Source organism: Streptomyces bobili, from assembly GCF_002154575.1.
GTDB lineage: Bacteria > Actinomycetota > Actinomycetes > Streptomycetales > Streptomycetaceae > Streptomyces > Streptomyces bobili.
Genome location: NZ_MUBA01000380.1, coordinates 1 through 19,000 on the forward strand (window position 1 = coordinate 1; position 19,000 = coordinate 19,000).

The window sequence follows — 19,000 nt, forward strand, 5'->3', positions numbered from 1 at the left end:
GTCGCCGGGTCGGCGGGGGCGTGCGGGGTGGCTGTCCTGCCGGTCATGCGCATCCCTCCGGGGTAGTCACTTTCCTCTAGGTACCTACTATATCGGCGGTGTTAGCGTCCCTCTCATCCCACCAACGACCCATTCCGAACAGGGAGTTACTCATGATCGTGGTGACAGGGGCGACGGGGAACACCGGCCGGGAACTCGTACGCGTCCTCGCGGCGGCGGGCGAGCCGGTGACGGCGACCTCCCGGAACATCTCGGACGCGGAGGTGCCCGACGGTGTACGTACGGTGCGCGCCGATCTCACCGACGCGGAGAGCCTGCGGCCGGTCCTCGACGGCGCCGACGCGCTGTTCCTCCAGGACGGCGGCACGAGCGCGCATCTGCTCAGCCCGCGCGACCTGCTCGACGCGGCGAAGGCGGGCGGGGTCGGCCGGGTGGTCCTGCTGTCCTCCCAGGGAGTCGCGACCCGGCCCGAGTCGGAGTCGCACGGCGGTCTGGCGCGCGCCGTCGAGGACGCCGTGCGTGAGTCGGGGCTGGAGTGGACGACCCTGCGGCCGGGCGGCTTCCACTCCAACGCGTTCGCCTGGGTGGAGCCGGTCCGCGCCCACCGCACCGTCGCGGCGCCCTTCGGGGACGTCGGCCTGCCCACCGTCGATCCGGCCGACATCGCGGAGGTGGCGGCCGTGGCCCTGCGCGAGGACGGGCACGCCGGTGCCGTGTACGAGCTGACCGGCCCCGCTCCGACGACTCCCCGCGAGCGGGCGGAGGCGATCGGCGCGGCGCTCGGGGAACCGGTGCGTTTCACCGAGCAGAGCCGGGACGAGGCCCGCGCCCAGATGCTGGCGTTCATGCCCGAGCCCGTCGTGGACACCACCCTGGCCATCCTCGGCGACCCGACGCCGGCCGAGCTGCGGGTCAGTCCGGACGTGGAGCGGGTGCTGGGTCGCACACCGCGCCCGTTCGCGGACTGGGCCCGCCGGCACGTGGCCGCTTTCCGGGGGTGACCGGCGTGCCGCGCCCCGCAGGTAACCGGCTTGATTGCGTACCGGAGGCGGCAGGCACGCCCGCATCCCGGAGGCAACCGGCGTGCCCGCACCCCGGAGGCAACCACTCGTCCGCCTTCCCGGGGGCGGCCGGTGCCGGTCAGCTGTAGGTGACCGGGCAGCCGTACCGCAGCGCGTACTGGGCGGCGCGCAGGTAGAGGGCCACGTAGAAGGCCGTGTCCGGGTCCTCGGCCCAGGGTCCCGGTCTCGCGGCGGCGGTCCTGGTCACCTGGTCGCCCTCCCTGAACCACAGGACCAGTTCCAGGTTGGCGCCCGTCGCCGGTATCGCGTCGAGCGGCAGGCCGAGGATCCCGGCCAGCCTCTCGCCCAGGGCGAGGACCTGCGGTGCCCCGGCGACCACCGTCTCGTCCGCGTAGGCGGAGCCGACGGGCAGCCGGATCGGCTCTTCCAGGGACAGTGGCACCAGGACGGTCCAGCCGTAGAACGTCTCGCGTTCGGCCTCGGTCAGCCGGTCCCGGCAGAACGCGTCGAACCCCTTCATGGAGGGGCTGACCTTCTCCTCGAACCAGCTTCCCCCGGCCCCCGGCCCCGGCTCGTACGGCGGCAGTCCGCGTCGCCGCAGCTCGTCGTCGAACGCCGAGGCGACGGCTCCGTGTCCGCCCGCTCCCTCGTCCTCGCAGAACCATTCCCGCGCCTCGATGCTCACCAGGTACACGCCCATGATCGGAAGGTACCGGGAGGCACTGACATCCGGTGCCGCTACGCGGGCCGGATGACAAGCGTGCTGAACAAGCGCTTAGATAGCGCCCGGAGCACGTGCCCCGCCCGCCCCGTCCTCATCCGACCACCGGAGGCCCCGTTGTTCACGTCCGTCGACGATGTCCGCGCACGCCTCGCCGAGACCGGCTATCTGGCCTCGCCCTCCGTCGCCACCACCGTCTTCCTCGCCGACCGGCTCGGCAAGCCGCTCCTCGTGGAGGGCCCGGCCGGGGTCGGCAAGACGGAACTCGCCAAGGCCGTCGCCCAGGTGGCGGGGGCCCGGCTGGTGCGGTTGCAGTGCTACGAGGGCGTCGACGAGTCCCGCGCGCTGTACGAGTGGAACCACGCCAAGCAGCTGCTGCGCATCAGCGCGGGCCGCGACGAGACGTGGGACGAGGCCCGCACGGACATCTTCGGCGAGGAGTTCCTCCTCCCCCGCCCGCTGCTCACCGCGATCCGCGGCGACGAGCCGACGGTGCTGCTGATCGACGAGACCGACAAGGCCGACGTCGAGGTGGAGGGCCTCCTCCTGGAGGTGCTCAGCGACTTCCAGATCACCGTCCCCGAGCTGGGTACGATCACCGCGACCCGCCGCCCCTTCGTCGTACTCACCTCCAACGCGAGCCGCGAGCTGTCGGAGGCGCTGCGCCGCCGCTGTCTGTTCCTGCACATCGGTTTCCCCGAGGAGGAGCTGGAGCGGCGGATCGTCCGGCTGAAGGTGCCCGGCATCGACGCGGCGCTGGCGGAGTCGGTGGTCCGGGTGGTGGGCGCGCTGCGCGCGATGGACCTGCGCAAGGCGCCCTCCGTCGCGGAGACGATCGACTGGGCGCGCACCCTGCTCGCCCTGGGCGCCGGCGCACTCGACGCGGACCTCGTCCGTGACACCCTCGGCGTGATCCTCAAGCACCAGGACGATGTGCTGAAGGCCGCCGCGAAGCTCGACCTGGACGCCGTGTGACCGCCGCGACGGAGGTGACGGCGAGGCTGACGGGCCTGGTCGCCGCGCTGCGCGCGCACGGCGTGCGGATCGGCACCGGTGAGACGGTCGACGCCGCTCAGGCCGCGACGGCCCTGGGTTTCGCGGACCGCGCGCTGCTGCGCGAGGGGCTCGCCGCGACCTTGCTGCACTCCGCGGACCAGCGGCGGGTGTTCGACACGGTCTTCGACCTGTACTTCCCGTACGGCGTCGGCGCGCCGGAAACCGGTGGGCCCGACTCCGGCTCCGGCACGGCGGCGGACCGGGACGACCTGCGCGACCGGCTCGCCGCGGCCCTCGCCGACAACGACGAGGCCATGACCGCCCGGTTGGCGATCGAGGCTGTCGACGGCCTGGGCGGATACGGGAGTTCACCGGGGGCGGACGGCTGGTCGGCGTACCAGACGCTCGAACGGCTGCGCCCTCAGACCCTGTTGGCGCGGGTCCGCGACGATGTCCGGAGCCGTGGCGGGGCCGCCGGTTTCACCGACCGGCTGCTGGAGGACGAGGTCCGGCGGCGCATCGAAGCCTTCCGGGCGCTGGTGGCCGTGGAGGCGCGGCGGCGGGTGGCCGAGCGGCGCGGCCGGGACGAGATCGCGCGGCGGGCGGTGGCCCCGACGGCCGACCGGGTCGACTTCCTGTACGCGGGCCGTGACCGGCTGGCCGAACTGCGGCGCACCGTGCACCCGTTGGCGCGCAAGCTGGCCACCCGGCTGGCGGCCCGGCGACGCCGGGCCTCTCGCGGTGCGATCGACCTGCGGCGCACGCTGCGGGGCTCGCTGTCGACGGGCGGGGTGCCGATGCGTCCGGTGCTGCGCCGCCGGCGCCCGGCCCGGCCCGAACTGGTCCTGCTGTGCGATGTGTCGGGCTCGGTGTCCGGGTTCTCCGACTTCACGATGCTGCTGGTGCAGGCGCTGCACGACCAGTTCAGCAAGGTGCGGGTGTTCGCCTTCGTCAACCGTGTCGACGAGATCACCGGCCTGCTCCGGCACGGCTCGGCCGACCCGGAGGGCCTCGGCGCCCTCATCCGCGCGGAGGCCACGCTGACGGGCTGGCACGGCAGCAGCGACTACGGCACCGCCTTGGGCGAGTTCGCGGAACGGTACGGCGCGGCGGTCGGCCCCCGCACGACGGTCTTCGTGCTGGGCGACGCCCGCACGAACATGGGCGACCCGAACCTGCCCGCCGTACGGAGAATCCTGGGGCGGGCGCGCCGGGTGCACTGGCTGAATCCGGAGCCGCGTCCGCAGTGGGGCACGGGAGATTCGGCCGCCCTCGACTACGCCGAGCTGGTCGCGATGCACGAGTGCCGCAACGCCCACCAGCTCGGCGCGTTGATCAGCCGCATCCTCCCGGTGTGATCCGGTCGTGGGGGTGATGTGTCGGCCTCAGTCGGCCTTGGCGTACTCCTGGGCCATCTGTCCGGCGAAGTCGTAGGCCACGACCTGCTCGTCGCCTACCACCCAGGCGTCGTGGCCGGGTGAGCAGACGAAGACGTCACCCGGGCCCACTTCGCTCTCGGCTCCGTCGTCCATGCGGATGCGCAGTCGGCCCTGGGCGATGTAGCCGTTGTGGTGGACCATGCAGCTGTCGGTTCCCGCGATCGGCGCCACCGACTCGGACCAGCGCCAGCCGGGCTCGAAGGTCGCCACGGCGAAGTCGAGGCCCGTCATGTGGACGGCTTCGAGGTGTCCCCGCGGAAAGTCCCGTCGCTCGTCCGGCTTGTCGAGCGTCTTCACTTCCATCATGACGGTCCTCCTTCCGGCCGCGCTTCACCGCGGCCGGGACCGGTCTCCCCGGCGGCACCGGAGGTCACCGGTGGGGGCCGGTCCCCACACGTTCATCCTCCGCCCGCTACCGGGGGGCCGCCATTCGGGTGAATCCGGAGGGCTGGCCCCCTGCCGGCCGGACAGCGAACCGGCAGGCGTCCTCAGGCGCCGTCGCCGCAGAGCCGCGCGAAGCGTTCCGCGTCGATGTTGCCACCCGAGACGATCACACCGACCCGGCGCGGCAGAGGGCCGGCCCGCCCGGAGAGCAGGGCGGCCAGCGGGGTGGCGCCGCTCGGCTCGATCACGATCTTCAGGCGTTCGAAGGCGAACCGCATGGCCGCGCGGATCTCGTCGTCGGAGACGAGTGCGATCGCGTCGACCAGCCGCCGGTTCACCGAGAAGGTGAGTTCGCCGGGCGTGTGCAGGGCCTGCCCGTCGGCGATGGTGTGCGGCACCGGGATCTCGACGCGCCGGCCCGCCTCCAGCGAGCGCCGGGTGTCGTCACCGGCCTCCGGCTCGACGCCGACGATCCGGATCCCCTCGTACAGCCCTTTGGCCAACGTGGCGCTGCCCGCGATCAGTCCGCCGCCGCCGACCGGCGCCAGCAGCGCGCCCAGCTCGCCCACCTCCTCGAGGAGTTCGAGTGCGGCGGTGCCCTGTCCCGCCATGACGTGCGGGTGCTCGTACGGCGGGATGACGGCCAGGCCCCGCTCGGCGGCCAGGGCCTCCGCGATGGCCACCCGGTCGCCGCCGTAGCGGTCGTACGTCACGATCTCGGCGCCGTACGCCTCGGTCGCCTCCCGCTTGGAGCGCGGGGCGTCGTCGGGCATGACGATCACCGCGGTGGTGCCGAGTTCCCGGGCGGCGAGGGCGACGGCCTGGGCGTGGTTGCCGGAGGAGTAGGCGGCGATGCCGCGCTCGAGTTGCTCAGTGGTCAGCCGGGAGGCCGCGTTGTAGGCGCCGCGGAACTTGAAGGCGCCGACCCGCTGGAAGTTCTCGCATTTCAGGAGGACTTCGGAGCCGACGAGGGCGTCGAGGGTGCGGGAGCGCAGGACGGGCGTGCGGTGGGCGACACCCTTGAGGCGGGCGGCCGCGTCGCGGACGTCGTCCAGGGTGATGATCGGCGGAGGTGCGGTCGTCACGGGTGGGCTCCCTCTGAGGTGGGGTGCGGGCCTGGCCCGGCGGCCGTCCGGGCCTGGGACAGATAGCTGTAGGCGGAGGCGCGGGAGATGCCGAGGCGGGCGGCGACCTGTTCGATCGCGCGGCGTACGGCGAACACGCCGCGTTCGTCGAGGGCGCGGAAGAGAGCGAGGCGCCGGGGCCGCTCCAGGCCGGCCCAGCTCCGGTCGTGCGGCAGGTGGGCGTCGAGGAGCGAGTCGACGACGGAGTCGATGTCGTCGCCGAAGGTGGTCACGGGTGTGTCCGCGGAGGAACCGCCGGCCCCGGCGAGCGCGGCGAGGAGGCTCTGCACGCGGCCGACCTCGGTGACGTCCACGTTGACACAGAGGGCCCCGAACACCGTGCCGGCGGAGTCGCGCAGCACCATCGTGGAGGACTTGAGCGTCCGGCCGGTGCCGGTGCGGGTGACGTAGTTGAGTTCGTCGTCGGCGTCGTCGCCGCGGGCGAGGACCCGCATGCCGATCTCGCTCATCGCACCGCCGACGGTGCGCCCGGTCACTTCGCCCGCGACGGCGACCACGGAGGCCGCCGGCCGCCGGTAGTCGTGCAGCACCACCTCGCACACCGGGCCGAAGGTCGCCGCGATGCCGTTCACGACGGGCCCCAGGGCACGCAGGATCGCGTCACGCTCGGCCCTACGGGGGTCCTCGTCCGGGTGGTCCTCGACCGTCATGCGGTTCCTCCTCCGTACACCTACCCCATATTAGACCACAGTTCCAATTGTTGGACAGGGATTCCAAACCCTCTGTCCCCTCCGTCCCGCCCGCAGGGGAACCACGGATCAAGGGGTGGCATCACCAATTGCCGCTTCCCTAGGATGGGTTGCCGACCGCGCCAGCCCTCGGCGTGGGCCCGGACTGGGGGAAATATGCAGCCAGGCAATCAGCTGTCCACGTCGATCGATGCCACGGTTCCGACAGCCGCGCGCATGTACGACCACTATCTGGGCGGCAAGGACAACTACGCGGCGGACCGCGCGGCGTGCGAGGAACTCGACAAGGTCGTCCCCAGCACCCGCGTCCTCGCCCTCAACAACCGGCGCTTTCTGCAGCGCGTCGTACGGACCCTGACGCAGGAGTACGGAATCCGGCAGTACCTCGACCACGGGTCAGGCCTGCCCACGCAGAACAACGTGCACCACGTCGCCCAGAGCATCGACCCGAGCGCGCACGTCGTCTACATCGACAACGACCCGATGGTGCTCGTGCACGGCCGGGCCCTGCTGGAGCAGGACGAGCGCACCACCGTCATCCACGCCGACATGCGCGAGACCGACGCGATCTTCGCCCACCCCGACACCGAGCGTCTGATCGACCTCTCGCAGCCGGTGGCCGTACTGTTCAACTCGGTGTTCCACTGCATCCCCGACAGCGAGACCGACGGACCGCCGGCCGTGGTCCGCCGGGTGGCCGAACGCCTCGCGCCGGGCAGCTTCCTGGTGATGTGCCAACTGGTCAGCGAGGACCCGGAGGTCCGCGAGTTCGTCACGAACTTCATGGACCAGGCCACCCAGGGCCACTGGGGCCGGGTGCGCCAGGAGAAGGACATGGACGCGCTCTTCGCCGGCCTGGAGATCCTCGATCCCGGCCTGGTGGAGGTCTCCACCTGGCGCCCCGACACCGAGGTGGCACCCCGCCAGCTCACCCAGGAGTGGATCGAGTACGGCGGCGTGGCCCGGCTGCCCTGACCGGCACCGACATCAGGGGGCCGGGCAGTAGCGGTTCCGCGCCGTCTCGCGCAGGAGCGCGAGGGAGTCACGGGGATTCAGCGCCTCGTCGGCCAGCCGGTCCAGCGTGACCCGGTACTCCTCCGTCTCGTCCTGGTCCTCCAGGAAGGTGGCACTTCTGATCTGCTCGAGGTAGACGACATCGGGCAGATCGGAACCGCCGAACCGCAGATACGTCACCGGGATCGACGGCGCGGAGGCGTGGGTGACGTCCAACGGCACCACCTGCACGGTCACATGGGGAAGCGCGGCCATCCTCACCAGGTGGTCGAGCTGCTCCCGCATGACCTCACGGCCACCGAGCACACGCAGCAGCACCGACTCGTCCATGACGGCCCACAACTGCGGTGCGTCCCGCCGCTCCAGGAGCCGGGTGCGCCGCGTCCGCAGCTCCACCCGTCGCTCCACCTCACGGACCGGCGCCGTCGGCAGGCCGCGCTCGACGACGGCACGGGTGTACGCCGGGATCTGCAACAGGCCCGGCACGTACTGGATCTCGAAGGTACGGATGGCGGTGGCCGCCTCCTGCAGTCCCACCAGGCGGTCGAACCACTCGGGCATCAGCCGCTTGTCGTAGCGCTGCCACCAGCCCGGTTCCCCCGCCTGCCGCAGCAACCGGAGCAGGACGGAGGCCTCGTGATCCTCTGATCCGTAGAGGTTCAGGAGGGCGCGGACGTCGCCCTCCGTGGGAGGGCGGCGCCCCTTGCCCGCCTCGATCCGCGACAGCTTCGCCGGGCTGAAACCGACCGCACGCGCGGCCTGGTCCTGGGACAGTCCGGCGTCTTCTCGGATGCCCGCCAACTGCACACCGACCAGCATTTTCAGCAAGGTCGGGGCGGGCTCGGCCCGGTTCAGATACGGTTCGAGGCGGGAGACGCGAGGCGACTCGGCAGACATCCTGACTCCCCGTTCTGGCTTGCGTCGACCGGCAGACGACAGACTTCATTGTCGCATCCGAAGGCCACCGACCGCACGGCGCAGGGGAATTGATTCGGTCCGCGCCCCGACACCAGGTGATCGCATGCCGTTACAGCAGGTGGTCGAACTCTCCGCCCTTCGCTCCGGCCACGAACGCCGCCACCTCGGCCGGCGTGTAGATCAGGGCCGGCCCTTCGGGGTCACGGGAGTTGCGCATCGCGACTCCTCCCCCGTCCAGGACGGCCACCTCCACACAGTTGCCCTCGGCATTGCTGTGACTGCTCTTGATCCAGCGGGCACCCAGCGCGCTCGCCGGGACTCCGTTCGGCACTGACGACACTGCACTCTCCTCGCTTCGTACGCGCAATTTCCCGTGAAATTGCACGAGGACATCGTCAGCGTGGATAATAGCCCTGTCGTCAACCGCACTTCCGCCGCCCTGTACTGACGTTGCCTCAGGGAGATGCCGTGTCATCACCTGCGCAGTTCCGGAGTCCCGGGTCCGTCCGCGACCTGTCCAGAACGGCCGTGCTGCACCTCTCGGGCAGCCGGGAAGGATTCGCCGCGGCACGGGACTTCACCCACCGCACCCTGGACGGCTGGTCCCTGGAGCACTGTGCCGACGACGCGCTCACCGTCGTCACCGAACTCGCCGCCAACGCCGTCCTGCACGCCCTGCCGGACCCGCCGGAGGATGCCGGGGACGTACGGCTCAGGCTCTCGCTGCGCCGTTCCCACCTCGTGTGTGCCGTCACCGACCCGAGCGACGACCTGCCCGTCTACCCGCACGCCGGAGAAGATCCCCTGCTGGAGCACGGCCGTGGACTGCACATGGTCGAAGCCCTCTCGGAGCACTGGGGCTGGACCCGCCGCTCCCCCGTGGGCAAGACCGTCTGGGCCATGCTCCCGACCCGTACCCACACCTGACATGACTGCCATCAAGAGATCCACGCCGCTCGAGGACCTCGGCCAGGTGCCCTGGCCCGAGATAACCGACTCGACCGGGTCCGCCGAAGCCATCCCGGTCCTGCTGACCACCGTCGCCCGCGGCGACGCCGACACCGCCGGGCCCGCGCTCGGCCAATTGCGCCAGCGCATCTGCCAGTACGGCTTCGTGGTGGGCCAGGCGACGGCGGCCACCGTGCCCTTCCTCTGGGAGCTCGTCCGGCTCCCGCAGGTCACCTGCCGCGTCGAGATACTGCACCTGCTGGGAAGCATCGCCGACGCCCGGCAGTGGGAGACCACCGCCGCCGCCTACCCCAAGCTGCTGCGCCGTCGCGAGAAGTACGTCGAATGGGAACGCGACGCGCGCCACGCCGTCCGTGCCCAGCGCGGCGTCCTGCGCCACCTGCTCGACGAACCGGACCACGACCTCGTCCGGGCCAGCAGGGAACTCGACGCCACGCTGACCGATCGGTGACCCGTTAGGTTGTGGGCCATGAGCAACCTTGACCGCTCGCCCGTGCCCAGCGTGTGCGGCGGACGCGGATTCGTCGTCGCCGAGCCCGTGCGTGAGCTGCTGAGTCCCCGCCGCGTCAGACTCGGGGAGTCGACCGAGGTACGCCGGCTGCTGCCGAACCTCGGCCGGCGCATGATCGGCGCCTGGGCGTTCGTCGACCACTACGGCCCCGACGACATCGCCGACGAGCCCGGCATGCAGGTCCCGCCGCATCCCCACATCGGCCTCCAGACGGTCAGCTGGCTGCACGAGGGCGAGGTGCTGCACCGCGACTCCACCGGCAGCCTGCAGACCATCCGGCCCCGCGAGCTGGGCCTCATGACCTCGGGGCGGGCGATCAGCCACTCCGAGGAGAGCCCCCGGTCCCACGCCCGCTTTCTGCACGGCGCCCAGCTCTGGGTCGCGCTGCCCGACGCCCACCGGCACACCGAGCCGCACTTCGAGCACCACGCCACACTGCCCACGGTCACGGCCCCCGGCCTCACGGCCACCGTGATCCTCGGCGACCTCGACGGCGCGGCCTCGCCCGGCACGGCGTACACCCCGATCGTCGGCGCCGACCTCGCGCTCACCCGTGGCACCGACGTCCGGCTGCCGCTCGTCCCCGACTTCGAGTACGGCGTGCTGGCGATGTCCGGCGAGGTGCGCGTGGACGGCGTGACCGTCCTGCCGGGTTCGATGCTCTACCTCGGCTGCGGCCGGGGCGAACTGCCCCTGCACGCCGAGTCCGACGCCGGCCTGATGCTCCTCGGCGGCGAGCCCTTCGAAGAAGAGTTGATCATGTGGTGGAACTTCGTCGGCCGCACCCAGGCGGAGATCGAACAGGCCCGCGAGGACTGGACGAAGGGCACCCGTTTCGGTGAGGTCCACGGCTACGACGGCGCCCCGCTGGCGGCACCTGGGCTGCCGGCGACGCCACTCAAACCGCGGGGACGGATGCGCTGACCCAGGGCCGAGGCGCTCCGTCCGGTGCGGGCGACCGGTAGCGGTGCGAGGGGCCGGGGAGCGCCGGCCTGCGTTGCCCACATGCGCGACGAAGGACCCGACCTGTACTCCGTCGGCAGGTCGATTGCCGTGGGATTCCTCGAACGCGCGGATCTCCGTCTCCCAGGGACAGGACCGCGCCATCTCCGCCCGGCGTACGGGGGCGCGTACGTACGGCTCGCGGCTGCTGCCGCGCTCCACCTAGGTCTACCGATATTGCGCCGACCTCGATCGCCGAGACCCCGGCGTGCGTCAGGCTGGCCCATGCCGACAGGAGCGGTCCCACGACAGCGGGGCCGCCGTCACGCGGAGGGGAAGAGTTGGTCACCGGAAGGCCACCGACAGCGGGCCCGGTCATGTGCGACACGGGAGGACGCCGTGCATGACGAAGACGTCGCATCCGTCGCTGTGATCGAGTACGAGGCATACGTTGAACACCTCATGCGCTGCCAGGAATGCCCCCGTGGCGCAGGACGCTGCGGCGCAGGCACCCAACTGGTCCGGGCCTACCTGGCCGCCTCCCGCTCCGGATGACGTCCACCGCCCGAAGCGGGCCGCGACCGACCGGCACGGTGCCGCCCTCCGTTCCGCGGTCACCCCGCAGGACGCCTTCGACATCCTCCACCGGCACTGCGCCCCCGCCCTCGTCCACCAGGTCTACCTGCTCACCGGGCGGCGCGACCTCGCCTTCGAGTCCGTGGAGCACGCCTTCCACCAGGCATGGCAGCGCTGGCCCGAGGTCGCCGTGGACCCGGACCCGCTCGGATGGGTGCGCCAGCAGGCGTACGACCACGCGCTCGCGCCCTGGCAGCGGTTCCGGCGTCCGCGCGGCCACGGCCGCCCCGCCCCGGCGGGACCGGCCGGCACGGCGCTGCTGCTCCTGCCGCCCCATCACCGTCGTACCGTTCTGCTCTGCGACGGTCTCGGCCTCACCGTCGCCCGGACAGCGGCGGAGACCCTGGCCAGTACGGCGGCGACCAGGAGCAGACTCGGACACGCGCGCGCCCTCATCGGGGCAAACGTCCCCGCGCTCGGCGACCTCGACGCCCAGCGCGCCGCGCTCGGCCGGCTGGTCAGTGACGTGTCGACCGCGACCGTGCCGACGGCCCGGTCCGTCCGCCGCGGCAGCGAACGACGTACCCGCCTGCTGACCCGCACGGTGTTCGGCACGGTCGCGGCCTTCATCGCCGTGATCGTCCTGCGGATCGCCTCGTAGTCGTCGGCCGTTGTCCTCGGGCCCGCGGCACGCGATACGTACTGCCGCGCCAGGGCCCGCGCCACCTACCTATTGCGGCGTATCCGTCTACCGATCCCGGTGGCGTCACCGCGGGAGCGTCGAGGTCAGGTCACTCGGGCCGAGGCGCGGTCAGGACGGGGGGCTCGCCTGGTTCTGGGCGGCCTGGAGGTCGGCGAGCAGCTCGGCCTGTCCGGCCAGCACCCCGGACAGGATGGTGCGCGCGACCCGCAGCAGCTCCGCGATGTACGGGCTGGTCAGCGAGTAGTACACGGTCGAGCCCTCCTTACGGGTCACGACGAGGTTCGCCCGGCGCAGCACGGCGAGCTGCTGCGACAGATGGGCCGGCTCGATGCCCACCTCGGGCAGCATCTCCGCCACCGCGTGCTCGCGTTCGCTGAGGAGTTCGAGGACGCGGATGCGCGCCGGATGGCCGAGCGTCTTGAAGAACTCGGCCTTCAGCTGGTACAGCGGCGTGCTCATCGTGTCGTCCCCCCGCGAGAGCGGTGACAGGTTCGTCGGTCGCCAAGATTAGCGACTCCGCAGGTGTGCGCAGTCACCGCGTTCAGCTGCGGGGGGCCGACACGCCCGCGCTCGGCCAGCCCGTCGTACGCCACTCGTGGCGGCCCTCGGGCGCCTCGCCGTGCCGTGCGCCGTGGGACGCGAGCGCGCCGGCCAGGTCGGCGTGCACGGGGATGGGCGGGCAGTCCCGGTCGGGGACCAGGGACCCGTCGGCGGGGATCGCGGCCAGCTCCAGACCGCGGCCGGCCCCGGCGAGGCGGCGCGCGGCCTCGATGATCGTCAGCTGGCCCTCCGCCGACCAGCCGCGCAGTCCGGTCAGGTCGACGATGACCGGACCGCTCCCCCGTCCCACCACCCAGCCGACGGCACCGGTGAAGCGGCGGACGGCGTCCGGGCCGAGGTATCCGGAGACGGACAGGATGCCGAGGTCCTGCTCGACGGTGTAGCGCCATTCGATCGTCATCGTCGTCCGTCTCCTTGTGGGGTGGGTGAGGCTCAGAGGGGGAGGGTGATCCAGACGCTCTTGCCCTGGCCGTCGGCGTCGGCGCGGACGACCGCGCTGCCGCCCAGACCGAGGGCGAGTTCCATGACGGTGGCCAGGCCGCCCGTCCCGCCGCGGGTGGCCGCGCCGTGGAGCGGCGGCTGGTAGGGGTGACGGTCGTGCACGGCGAAGGCGAGCGTGTCGGCGCCGGCCGCGTAGATGACCGTCAGCTGCGGGGAGAGCACGGCGGCGTGCCGGACGGTGTTGGTGACCAGTTCACCGAGGATCAGCAGGGCCGGGTCCACGGTGGGGTGGCGCAGGCTGATGCCCCACTCGGTCAGGGCCTGCTCGGCCGTCTCCCGTGCCGTCCGGACCGCGGACGGCATCGTGGGCAGGGTGAGGACATGCCGGTGGGGCAGGGCTTCGAGCCGGGTACTCATCCGACCGTCCCCCCTGCTTCCTCGCCGACGGACCGGGCCGGCCGGGCGGGGAGGGACGGCATGACGCCGGCGCCCTCCAGGTAGCTGTGCGCGGCCTTGATCGCCTCGGGCGTGCCCGCGTACTCGCGTCCCTCCAGGCGCAGCAGTTCCAGCGCGCCGACCGAGTCGAGGACCTGCCGCTGGCCGGCACGGATCCCGGACGTCATGACGACGATGCCGCGCCGGTGGAGCTTCTCCACGGCGTCCTTGAGGACGAGGGCGCCGGTGGCGTCGATGGTGGTGACGCGGGACATGCGCAGGATGACGACGCGTACGTCGGCGACCTCGGCCAGTTCCAGCAGGAAGCGGTGGGCGCCGGCGAAGAACAGCGGTCCGTCGATGCGGTACGCCACGATGTGCTCGGCGAGCAGGGCGTGTTCCTCGGCGCTGTGGTCGCCCCGGTCGAGCGGGACCTCTTCGAGGCGGGCCTGCTTGGCCACCGCGCGCAGGGCGAGGGCGCCCGCGACGACCAGGCCGATGATCACGGCGTACACGAGGTCGAGCACGAGGGTGGCGACGGCGGTGAGCACCAGGATCAGGGCGTCGGAGCGGGTGGCCTTCGCCATCGCCCGCAGCGAGCCGACCTCGACCATGCGGACCGCGGTGGCCAGGAGCACTCCGGCGAGCGCGGCGAGCGGGATCCTGGAGACGAGGGGCGCGGCGGCGAACACGATCACCGCGAGGATCGCCGCGTGGGTGAGCGCGGCGAGCCGGGATCCGGCGCCGGTGCGGACGTTGACGGCGGTGCGGGCGATGGCCCCGGTCGCGGGCACGCCACCGAACAGCGGGGCGGCGAGGTTGGCGAGGCCTTGGCCGAACAGCTCACGGTCCGGGTCGTGTTTCTGTCCGACGGTCATGCCGTCGGCGACGGAGGCCGACAGCAGCGATTCGAGGGCGGCCAGTGCGGCGACCGCGACGGCAGGGGCGAGCAGGGAGCCGAGCGTGCCCGGGTCGAGGAAGGCGAGGGAGGGCGCGGGCAGGCCGGACGGCAGGTCGCCGATCGGCTTCGCCGCGTCCAGGCCGGCCACTTCGGCCACGACGGTGGCCGCGATGACGGCGAGGATGGAGAAGGGGACGGTGGGCCGGCGGCGGGCCCCGGCGAGCATGACGGCGGCGACGGCCAGGGCGAAGGCGGCGGCCGTCCAGTTGGGGTTCCTCGCGAACTCCTCCATGGCGTGCCAGGTCACCACGAGGACGCGGTCGCCCTCCGGCCCGGGTACTCCCAGCGCGTTCGGGATCTGTTGCAGGCCGATCACGCAGGCGATGCCGAGGGTGAAGCCCTCGACGACGGGCGCGGGCACGTACTGCATGTAGGTGCCGGCCCTGAGCAGGGCGAGGGCGACCAGCATCGCGCCCGCCATCAGCCCGACGGTCAGCACTCCGGTCGGCCCGTGGGCGGCGACGATCGGCACGAGCACCACCGTCATGGCGCCGGTCGGCCCGGACACCTGGAGGTTCGAGCCGCCGAACACCGCGGCGAGTGCCCCGGCGACGACGGCGGTCGCCAGGCCGGCCTCGGCACCGAGCCCGGAGGAGACGCCGAAGCCGAGGGCGAGCGGCAGCGCGACGACCGCCACGGTCAGGCCCGCGAGGAGGTCCCGGCGTGGATCGCGGCGCAATTCCGCCAGATCGTCCCGGCCGGGCAGCAGGGCGGCGATCCGGCTCCGGATCCGCAGGAGCACGGACGTCATCGGGTGGTGACCTCGCCGTCCCGTAGTTCGGCCAACAGTTCGTTCTGCCCGGTGAGCAGCTCGGTGAGGATCCGGCGCGCGGCCTTCATCAGCTCGGCGACGTCACCGCCGGCCAGCGCGTAGACGACCGTCGAGCCCTCCCGCGTGGACGTGACGATGCCGGACCGGCGCAGTACGGCCAGTTGCTGGGAGAGGCTGGAGGGTTCGACCTCGATGGCGGCGAGCAGACCGCGCACCGGCATCGGGCCGTCCTGGAGCAGCTCCAGTACACGGATGCGTACGGGATGCCCGAGCATGCGGAAGAACTCGGCCTTGGCCTGGTACAGCGGAACGGACACGGTTCCTCGGCTTCCCCGACGGCGCCCCCACCGGGGCGAGCGAAGGCCATGCCCACGACCACCTGCGAACACAGGCGACATAGCCAATATAGCCAACACAGCATCTAGGCAATTGCGAAACTTTGCAATTCAGCATCCGATGGATGCGCCGCCGGGAATCCGTAGGGAGGGCTCAGCCCTTCTTGACCACGCTCGACTTCAGCTGCATCGCGCCGAAGCCGTCGATCTTGCAGTCGATGTCGTGCCCGTCCACGCCGTCGACCAGCCGGATGTTGCGCACCTTGGTGCCGGCCTTGATGCCGGACGGGCTCCCCTTGACCTTGAGCGCCTTGACGACGACCACCGTGTCGCCGTCCTTCAGCACATTGCCGACGGAGTCCTTGACGACCTGCTCGGCAGGGGCGCCGGAGTCCGCGCCGCCCTCGGCGGGCATCCACTCGTGGCCGCACTCCGGACACACCACCAGGGCGTTCATCTCGTAGGTGTACTCGCAGGAGCACTGGGGACAGGGAGGAAGGTTCTCGTTCACGCGGCCAGCGTATCCGTCGCCCCGACGGCCGCCGTCCGCCCGCAGGCAGGCACCGGCGGGCGATAGTAGCCATGTACATAATCGCCATGTACCGTATGAGCCATGAGCAAGGGTTCCGAAGGGGCGACGCCCGGATATCTGGTGTGGCGGCTGTCCACGAAGTGGCGGGTGGCGGTGGACCGGGCGGTGGCACCGCTCGGCCTCACCCACGCGCAGTACGCGATCGTCGCGTCACTGCACGGCATGCGGCACGCCGGTGAGCGCCCCAGTCAGCGGCGGCTCGCCGACCACACCGGTCTCGAACCGCTGTACGTCTCGAAGCTGGCCCGTGCCCTGGAGTCCGCGGGGCTGATCGAGCGCACCCGTGATCCGCGCGATCCGCGCGCGGTGCAACTGGCGCTCACCGAGCAGGGCCTGGACGTCACCCTGCGGGCCATCGAGATGGTGCACGGGCTGCTGGAGCAGCTGACGGAACCGCTCGGCGGCCTGGACAGCGCCCGCACCCGCACCTTCGCGAGCGAACTGGCCCTCCTGCTCGACGCACCCCTGGAACCACCGCACGACAGCACGGCAGAGACCATCACGGACGAGAGCAGCAAGGGGAAGTCATGACCACCACCACCGCACCTCCCGTCGACAGCCGCGTCATCGGCCTGGCCCACTACGCCGCCCGCGCCGTCCTCGAACGCGTCCTGCGCCGCCACGGAGTCACGTTCCAGCAGCAGATCACCCTCCGGCCGGCCGTCGCCGACGGCCCCCTCGACCGGGAGACGCTCGCCGGCCGGGTCGTCGCCTCCCTCAAGATCGACCCCGCCGAGGCCCGCGCGGTCATCGGGGAGCTGCTGACCAAGGGCCTGCTGGCGGCCGACGGGGAGGACATCCGTGCCACGGACGCCGGACGCACGCTCCACGACACCGTGACCGCCGAGACCGCCCCGGTCACCGCCCGGATCTACGCCGGGATCTCCGCGGAGGACCGCGCCGTCGCCGGCCGCGTACTCACCACGATCACCGAACGGGCGGAGGCGGAACTGGCCGCCATGTAGCCCGGTGACCAGGTCGGGCATGCAGTGGAATTTTCAACCTTCGGGCGCGGTTGTGGGGGTCAAAGGAGGCCACGAGTGGACATCACCTACGACACCGAGTACTACGCCCACGGAACGCCGGCCGAGCGCTGGGAGCGGGCGCGGCTGTTCTTCGACGCCAAGGAGTACACCGCCGCCGCGCGGGTCCTGGCGGGGCTGGTCGAAGAGGTGCCGGATCAGACAGGACCGCGGCTGCTGCTGGCCCGCGCCTACTACCACTCGGCCCAACTCGGCCGCGCCGAGACCGAGTTGCGCGCCATAGTGGAGCGCGACCCGGTGGAGCACTACGCCCGCCTGATGCTGGGCCGCACCTTGGAGCGGCAGGGGCGGCACGCGGAGGCCCGCCCGCACCTGCGGATCGCCTCGGCGTTCACGGGTGACTTCGCGCAGGCCTGACAGGATCGGTCCTCGGCGCGGGACGGCCCGGCGGTGGACCTCACCGCCGGGCCGCTGCGTCGTCCTGGACGAAACTCAGACGGACGTCCGCCGCGCCCTGCGGTGGGCCAGCTCGCCGAGGACGACGTCCAGGGCGAGGAACACGGCGAGCGGTATGCCGAGGAGCGGCAGGAAGTAGCCGAGCACGGCGATCACCGCCATCAGCGGCACCATCACGTACGGCGGGACCTGCGCCCAGGCGCCGCGCGGGATCGGCCGGCCGAAGGCGGAGCCGCGGCCACGCTGCCACCACATGCGGTAGCCCCACACGATCAGCAGGATCAGCGCGAGCGCGAGCCCCATCAGGGCGATCTGGTTGGCCAGGCCGAACAGGACACCGGTGTGCAGGTCGATGCCCCAGCGGGTCAGCTTGGCGAGCACCGGGAAGTCGCCGAACCGCAGCACGTCGGTGACCTCGCCGGTGGCCGGGTCGACGGCCACGGCGTCCTGCTTGGTGGGCCAGCTGCGCTGCACCTGCCGTACGACGTACGCGGATCCGGCGTCGGCGGGCGGCACGATCTCCACCGGGTCGCCGAGGCCCTCGGCGCGGGCGGCGGCCAGGATCCTGTCGAGGCCGACGCCGTGCTCGCCGTCGCCGCCGTCACCGCCTGCCGCGTCATGGCCGGCGTGCTCGCCGGCGCCGGCCGCCGAGGAGACGGCCGGGGTGGACTGGCCGAGCGAGGTGCGCAGTTCGTCGATGTGCGCGCCGGCGTACTGGGACCAGGTGAGCCCGGTCGCGGAGAGGAAGAAGAACCCGGCGGCGGCCCAGACGCCGACCGTGCCGTGCAGGCCCAGGGTGCGACGACGGCCGCCGGTGCCGCGGACCTTGCGCAGGGCGCGGCGGCGGGAGAACCAGAGCGCGACGCCGCCGCCCGCGATCACCCACAGCCAGCTCGCGGCCAACTCGCTGTAGAGACGGCCGTTCTCACCGAGTCGCAGGTCGCGGTGGAACTCGTCGATCCAGGTCCGCAGCGGCAGCGCGCCGGTCGAGCCGTACTGCTCCAGCGCGCCGCGCACCTCGCCGGTGTACGGGTCGACGAATACGGCCAGGGAGTGGGTCGCGTCGACGCCCTCGACACCGGAGAGCAGCACCCGGGTGGAGGCGTCGCTTCGCGGAGAGGGCCGTACGGCCGTGACCGTGCCCTCGGGGTGGGCCTTGCGGGCGGCGGCGACCTGCTCGGACACCGGCAGTTTCGCGTCGCCGACGGGGACGGTCATCTCGTGGGCGTACACCAGCTTCTCGGCCTGGAAGGCGCCCGCGTAGAGGAAGCCGGTGAGGGCGGCGACGAGGAGGAAGGGGGCGACGAGCAGGCCGGCGTAGAAGTGCAGGCGCAGGACGAGCGGACGCAGCGGGGCCCACGGGCCGCGGGGCCCCGGCGCGGGTGCCGCGGGCCGCGGGGCCTCGTCCGTGGTCGGGGGAGCTGTGGACATCGGC

24 protein-coding genes are annotated in these 19,000 nt (G+C 72.1%); 11 read left to right on the forward strand and 13 right to left on the reverse strand.

Features of this window, described 5'->3' with window-relative positions:
• The first annotated feature begins 152 nt into the window (after positions 1–152).
• A complete protein-coding gene (locus BZL64_RS27220) occupies positions 153–1,001 on the forward strand; it encodes an NAD(P)H-binding protein (protein WP_086771828.1) in 849 nt (282 codons plus the stop codon).
• Between the two features lie 139 nt (positions 1,002–1,140).
• Here the strand turns inward: BZL64_RS27220 and BZL64_RS27225 are convergent, their stop codons facing one another.
• A complete protein-coding gene (locus BZL64_RS27225; protein ID WP_086771829.1) occupies positions 1,141–1,722 on the reverse strand; it encodes a hypothetical protein in 582 nt (193 codons plus the stop codon).
• 138 nt (positions 1,723–1,860) lie between these two features.
• On the opposite strand from BZL64_RS27225, the gene BZL64_RS27230 reads away from it, so the two are divergent.
• Both BZL64_RS27230 and BZL64_RS27235 read left to right on the forward strand, forming a co-directional pair.
• Positions 1,861–2,718, forward strand: coding sequence for an AAA family ATPase (locus tag BZL64_RS27230; protein WP_086771830.1), 858 nt, complete (start codon positions 1,861–1,863; stop codon positions 2,716–2,718).
• The gene (locus tag BZL64_RS27235) at positions 2,715–4,097 is read left to right on the forward strand and encodes a vWA domain-containing protein (protein WP_086771831.1); all 1,383 of its coding nucleotides are present in this window, start codon (positions 2,715–2,717) and stop codon (positions 4,095–4,097) included. Before BZL64_RS27230 ends, BZL64_RS27235 begins: the two co-directional genes overlap by 4 nt.
• A 27-nt stretch (positions 4,098–4,124) precedes the next feature.
• On the opposite strand, the gene BZL64_RS27240 is transcribed toward BZL64_RS27235, so the two are convergent.
• From BZL64_RS27240 to BZL64_RS27250, 3 genes are all read right to left on the reverse strand, one after another.
• Positions 4,125–4,484 carry a cupin domain-containing protein gene (locus BZL64_RS27240; protein WP_086771832.1) on the reverse strand — a complete coding sequence of 120 codons (360 nt, stop codon included), beginning with the start codon at positions 4,482–4,484 and terminating at the stop codon, positions 4,125–4,127.
• A 182-nt stretch (positions 4,485–4,666) separates the two neighbouring features.
• Complete coding sequence (locus tag BZL64_RS27245; RefSeq protein ID WP_086771833.1) at positions 4,667–5,647, reverse strand: pyridoxal-phosphate dependent enzyme; 981 nt, start codon at positions 5,645–5,647, stop codon at positions 4,667–4,669.
• A complete protein-coding gene (locus BZL64_RS27250; RefSeq protein ID WP_086771834.1) occupies positions 5,644–6,357 on the reverse strand; it encodes a helix-turn-helix transcriptional regulator in 714 nt (237 codons plus the stop codon). The genes BZL64_RS27245 and BZL64_RS27250 overlap by 4 nt, the downstream gene beginning before the upstream one ends.
• 195 nt (positions 6,358–6,552) lie before the next feature.
• Here BZL64_RS27250 and BZL64_RS27255 point away from each other — a divergent pair, with 195 nt between their 5' ends.
• The gene (locus BZL64_RS27255; protein WP_086771835.1) at positions 6,553–7,371 is read left to right on the forward strand and encodes an SAM-dependent methyltransferase; all 819 of its coding nucleotides are present in this window, start codon (positions 6,553–6,555) and stop codon (positions 7,369–7,371) included.
• 12 nt (positions 7,372–7,383) lie between these two features.
• Here the strand turns inward: BZL64_RS27255 and BZL64_RS27260 are convergent, their stop codons facing one another.
• The gene (locus BZL64_RS27260; protein WP_086771836.1) at positions 7,384–8,307 is read right to left on the reverse strand and encodes a helix-turn-helix domain-containing protein; all 924 of its coding nucleotides are present in this window, start codon (positions 8,305–8,307) and stop codon (positions 7,384–7,386) included.
• Between the two features lie 130 nt (positions 8,308–8,437).
• Positions 8,438–8,668, reverse strand: coding sequence for a DUF397 domain-containing protein (locus tag BZL64_RS27265; RefSeq protein WP_086771837.1), 231 nt, complete (start codon positions 8,666–8,668; stop codon positions 8,438–8,440).
• Positions 8,669–8,796: 128 nt separating this feature from the next.
• On the opposite strand from BZL64_RS27265, the gene BZL64_RS27270 reads away from it, so the two are divergent.
• The 4 genes from BZL64_RS27270 (at position 8,797) to BZL64_RS27285 (ending at position 11,987) form a co-directional block, all read left to right on the forward strand.
• The gene (locus BZL64_RS27270) at positions 8,797–9,255 is read left to right on the forward strand and encodes an ATP-binding protein (RefSeq protein ID WP_086771838.1); all 459 of its coding nucleotides are present in this window, start codon (positions 8,797–8,799) and stop codon (positions 9,253–9,255) included.
• 1 nt (position 9,256) lies between these two features.
• Positions 9,257–9,748 (forward strand): hypothetical protein, encoded by a 492-nt coding sequence (locus BZL64_RS27275; RefSeq protein WP_086771839.1) that lies wholly within the window; start codon positions 9,257–9,259, stop codon positions 9,746–9,748.
• A gap of 18 nt (positions 9,749–9,766) precedes the next feature.
• Complete coding sequence (locus BZL64_RS27280; protein ID WP_086771840.1) at positions 9,767–10,732, forward strand: pirin family protein; 966 nt, start codon at positions 9,767–9,769, stop codon at positions 10,730–10,732.
• Between the two features lie 502 nt (positions 10,733–11,234).
• On the forward strand, positions 11,235–11,987 hold the full coding sequence (locus BZL64_RS27285; RefSeq protein ID WP_086771841.1) for a SigE family RNA polymerase sigma factor: 753 nt from the start codon (positions 11,235–11,237) through the stop codon (positions 11,985–11,987).
• Positions 11,988–12,137: 150 nt separating this feature from the next.
• On the opposite strand, the gene BZL64_RS27290 is transcribed toward BZL64_RS27285, so the two are convergent.
• From BZL64_RS27290 to BZL64_RS27315, 6 genes are all read right to left on the reverse strand, one after another.
• Positions 12,138–12,488: an ArsR/SmtB family transcription factor gene (locus BZL64_RS27290; RefSeq protein WP_086771842.1), complete on the reverse strand. Its 351-nt coding sequence runs from the start codon at positions 12,486–12,488 to the stop codon at positions 12,138–12,140.
• Between the two features lie 82 nt (positions 12,489–12,570).
• On the reverse strand, positions 12,571–12,990 hold the full coding sequence (locus BZL64_RS27295) for an STAS domain-containing protein (RefSeq protein WP_086771843.1): 420 nt from the start codon (positions 12,988–12,990) through the stop codon (positions 12,571–12,573).
• A 32-nt stretch (positions 12,991–13,022) separates the two neighbouring features.
• The gene (locus BZL64_RS27300; protein ID WP_086771844.1) at positions 13,023–13,448 is read right to left on the reverse strand and encodes an ATP-binding protein; all 426 of its coding nucleotides are present in this window, start codon (positions 13,446–13,448) and stop codon (positions 13,023–13,025) included.
• Positions 13,445–15,178: a SulP family inorganic anion transporter gene (locus tag BZL64_RS27305; protein WP_086771845.1), complete on the reverse strand. Its 1,734-nt coding sequence runs from the start codon at positions 15,176–15,178 to the stop codon at positions 13,445–13,447. The genes BZL64_RS27300 and BZL64_RS27305 overlap by 4 nt, the downstream gene beginning before the upstream one ends.
• Complete coding sequence (locus tag BZL64_RS27310) at positions 15,175–15,516, reverse strand: ArsR/SmtB family transcription factor (protein WP_086771846.1); 342 nt, start codon at positions 15,514–15,516, stop codon at positions 15,175–15,177. The genes BZL64_RS27305 and BZL64_RS27310 overlap by 4 nt, the downstream gene beginning before the upstream one ends.
• Before the next feature lie 172 nt (positions 15,517–15,688).
• Positions 15,689–16,045, reverse strand: coding sequence for a zinc ribbon domain-containing protein YjdM (locus tag BZL64_RS27315; protein ID WP_086771847.1), 357 nt, complete (start codon positions 16,043–16,045; stop codon positions 15,689–15,691).
• A gap of 102 nt (positions 16,046–16,147) precedes the next feature.
• Here BZL64_RS27315 and BZL64_RS27320 point away from each other — a divergent pair, with 102 nt between their 5' ends.
• From BZL64_RS27320 to BZL64_RS27330, 3 genes are all read left to right on the forward strand, one after another.
• Entirely contained in the window at positions 16,148–16,657 is a 510-nt protein-coding gene (locus tag BZL64_RS27320) for a MarR family winged helix-turn-helix transcriptional regulator (protein ID WP_086771848.1), read from the forward strand.
• On the forward strand, positions 16,654–17,091 hold the full coding sequence (locus tag BZL64_RS27325; RefSeq protein WP_086771849.1) for a MarR family transcriptional regulator: 438 nt from the start codon (positions 16,654–16,656) through the stop codon (positions 17,089–17,091). Before BZL64_RS27320 ends, BZL64_RS27325 begins: the two co-directional genes overlap by 4 nt.
• Before the next feature lie 75 nt (positions 17,092–17,166).
• Entirely contained in the window at positions 17,167–17,526 is a 360-nt protein-coding gene (locus BZL64_RS27330; protein ID WP_086771850.1) for a tetratricopeptide repeat protein, read from the forward strand.
• Between the two features lie 75 nt (positions 17,527–17,601).
• Here BZL64_RS27330 and BZL64_RS27335 read toward each other — a convergent pair whose 3' ends face one another.
• Positions 17,602–18,996 (reverse strand): PepSY-associated TM helix domain-containing protein, encoded by a 1,395-nt coding sequence (locus BZL64_RS27335; protein WP_086771851.1) that lies wholly within the window; start codon positions 18,994–18,996, stop codon positions 17,602–17,604.
• Between the last annotated feature and the right edge of the window lie 4 nt (positions 18,997–19,000).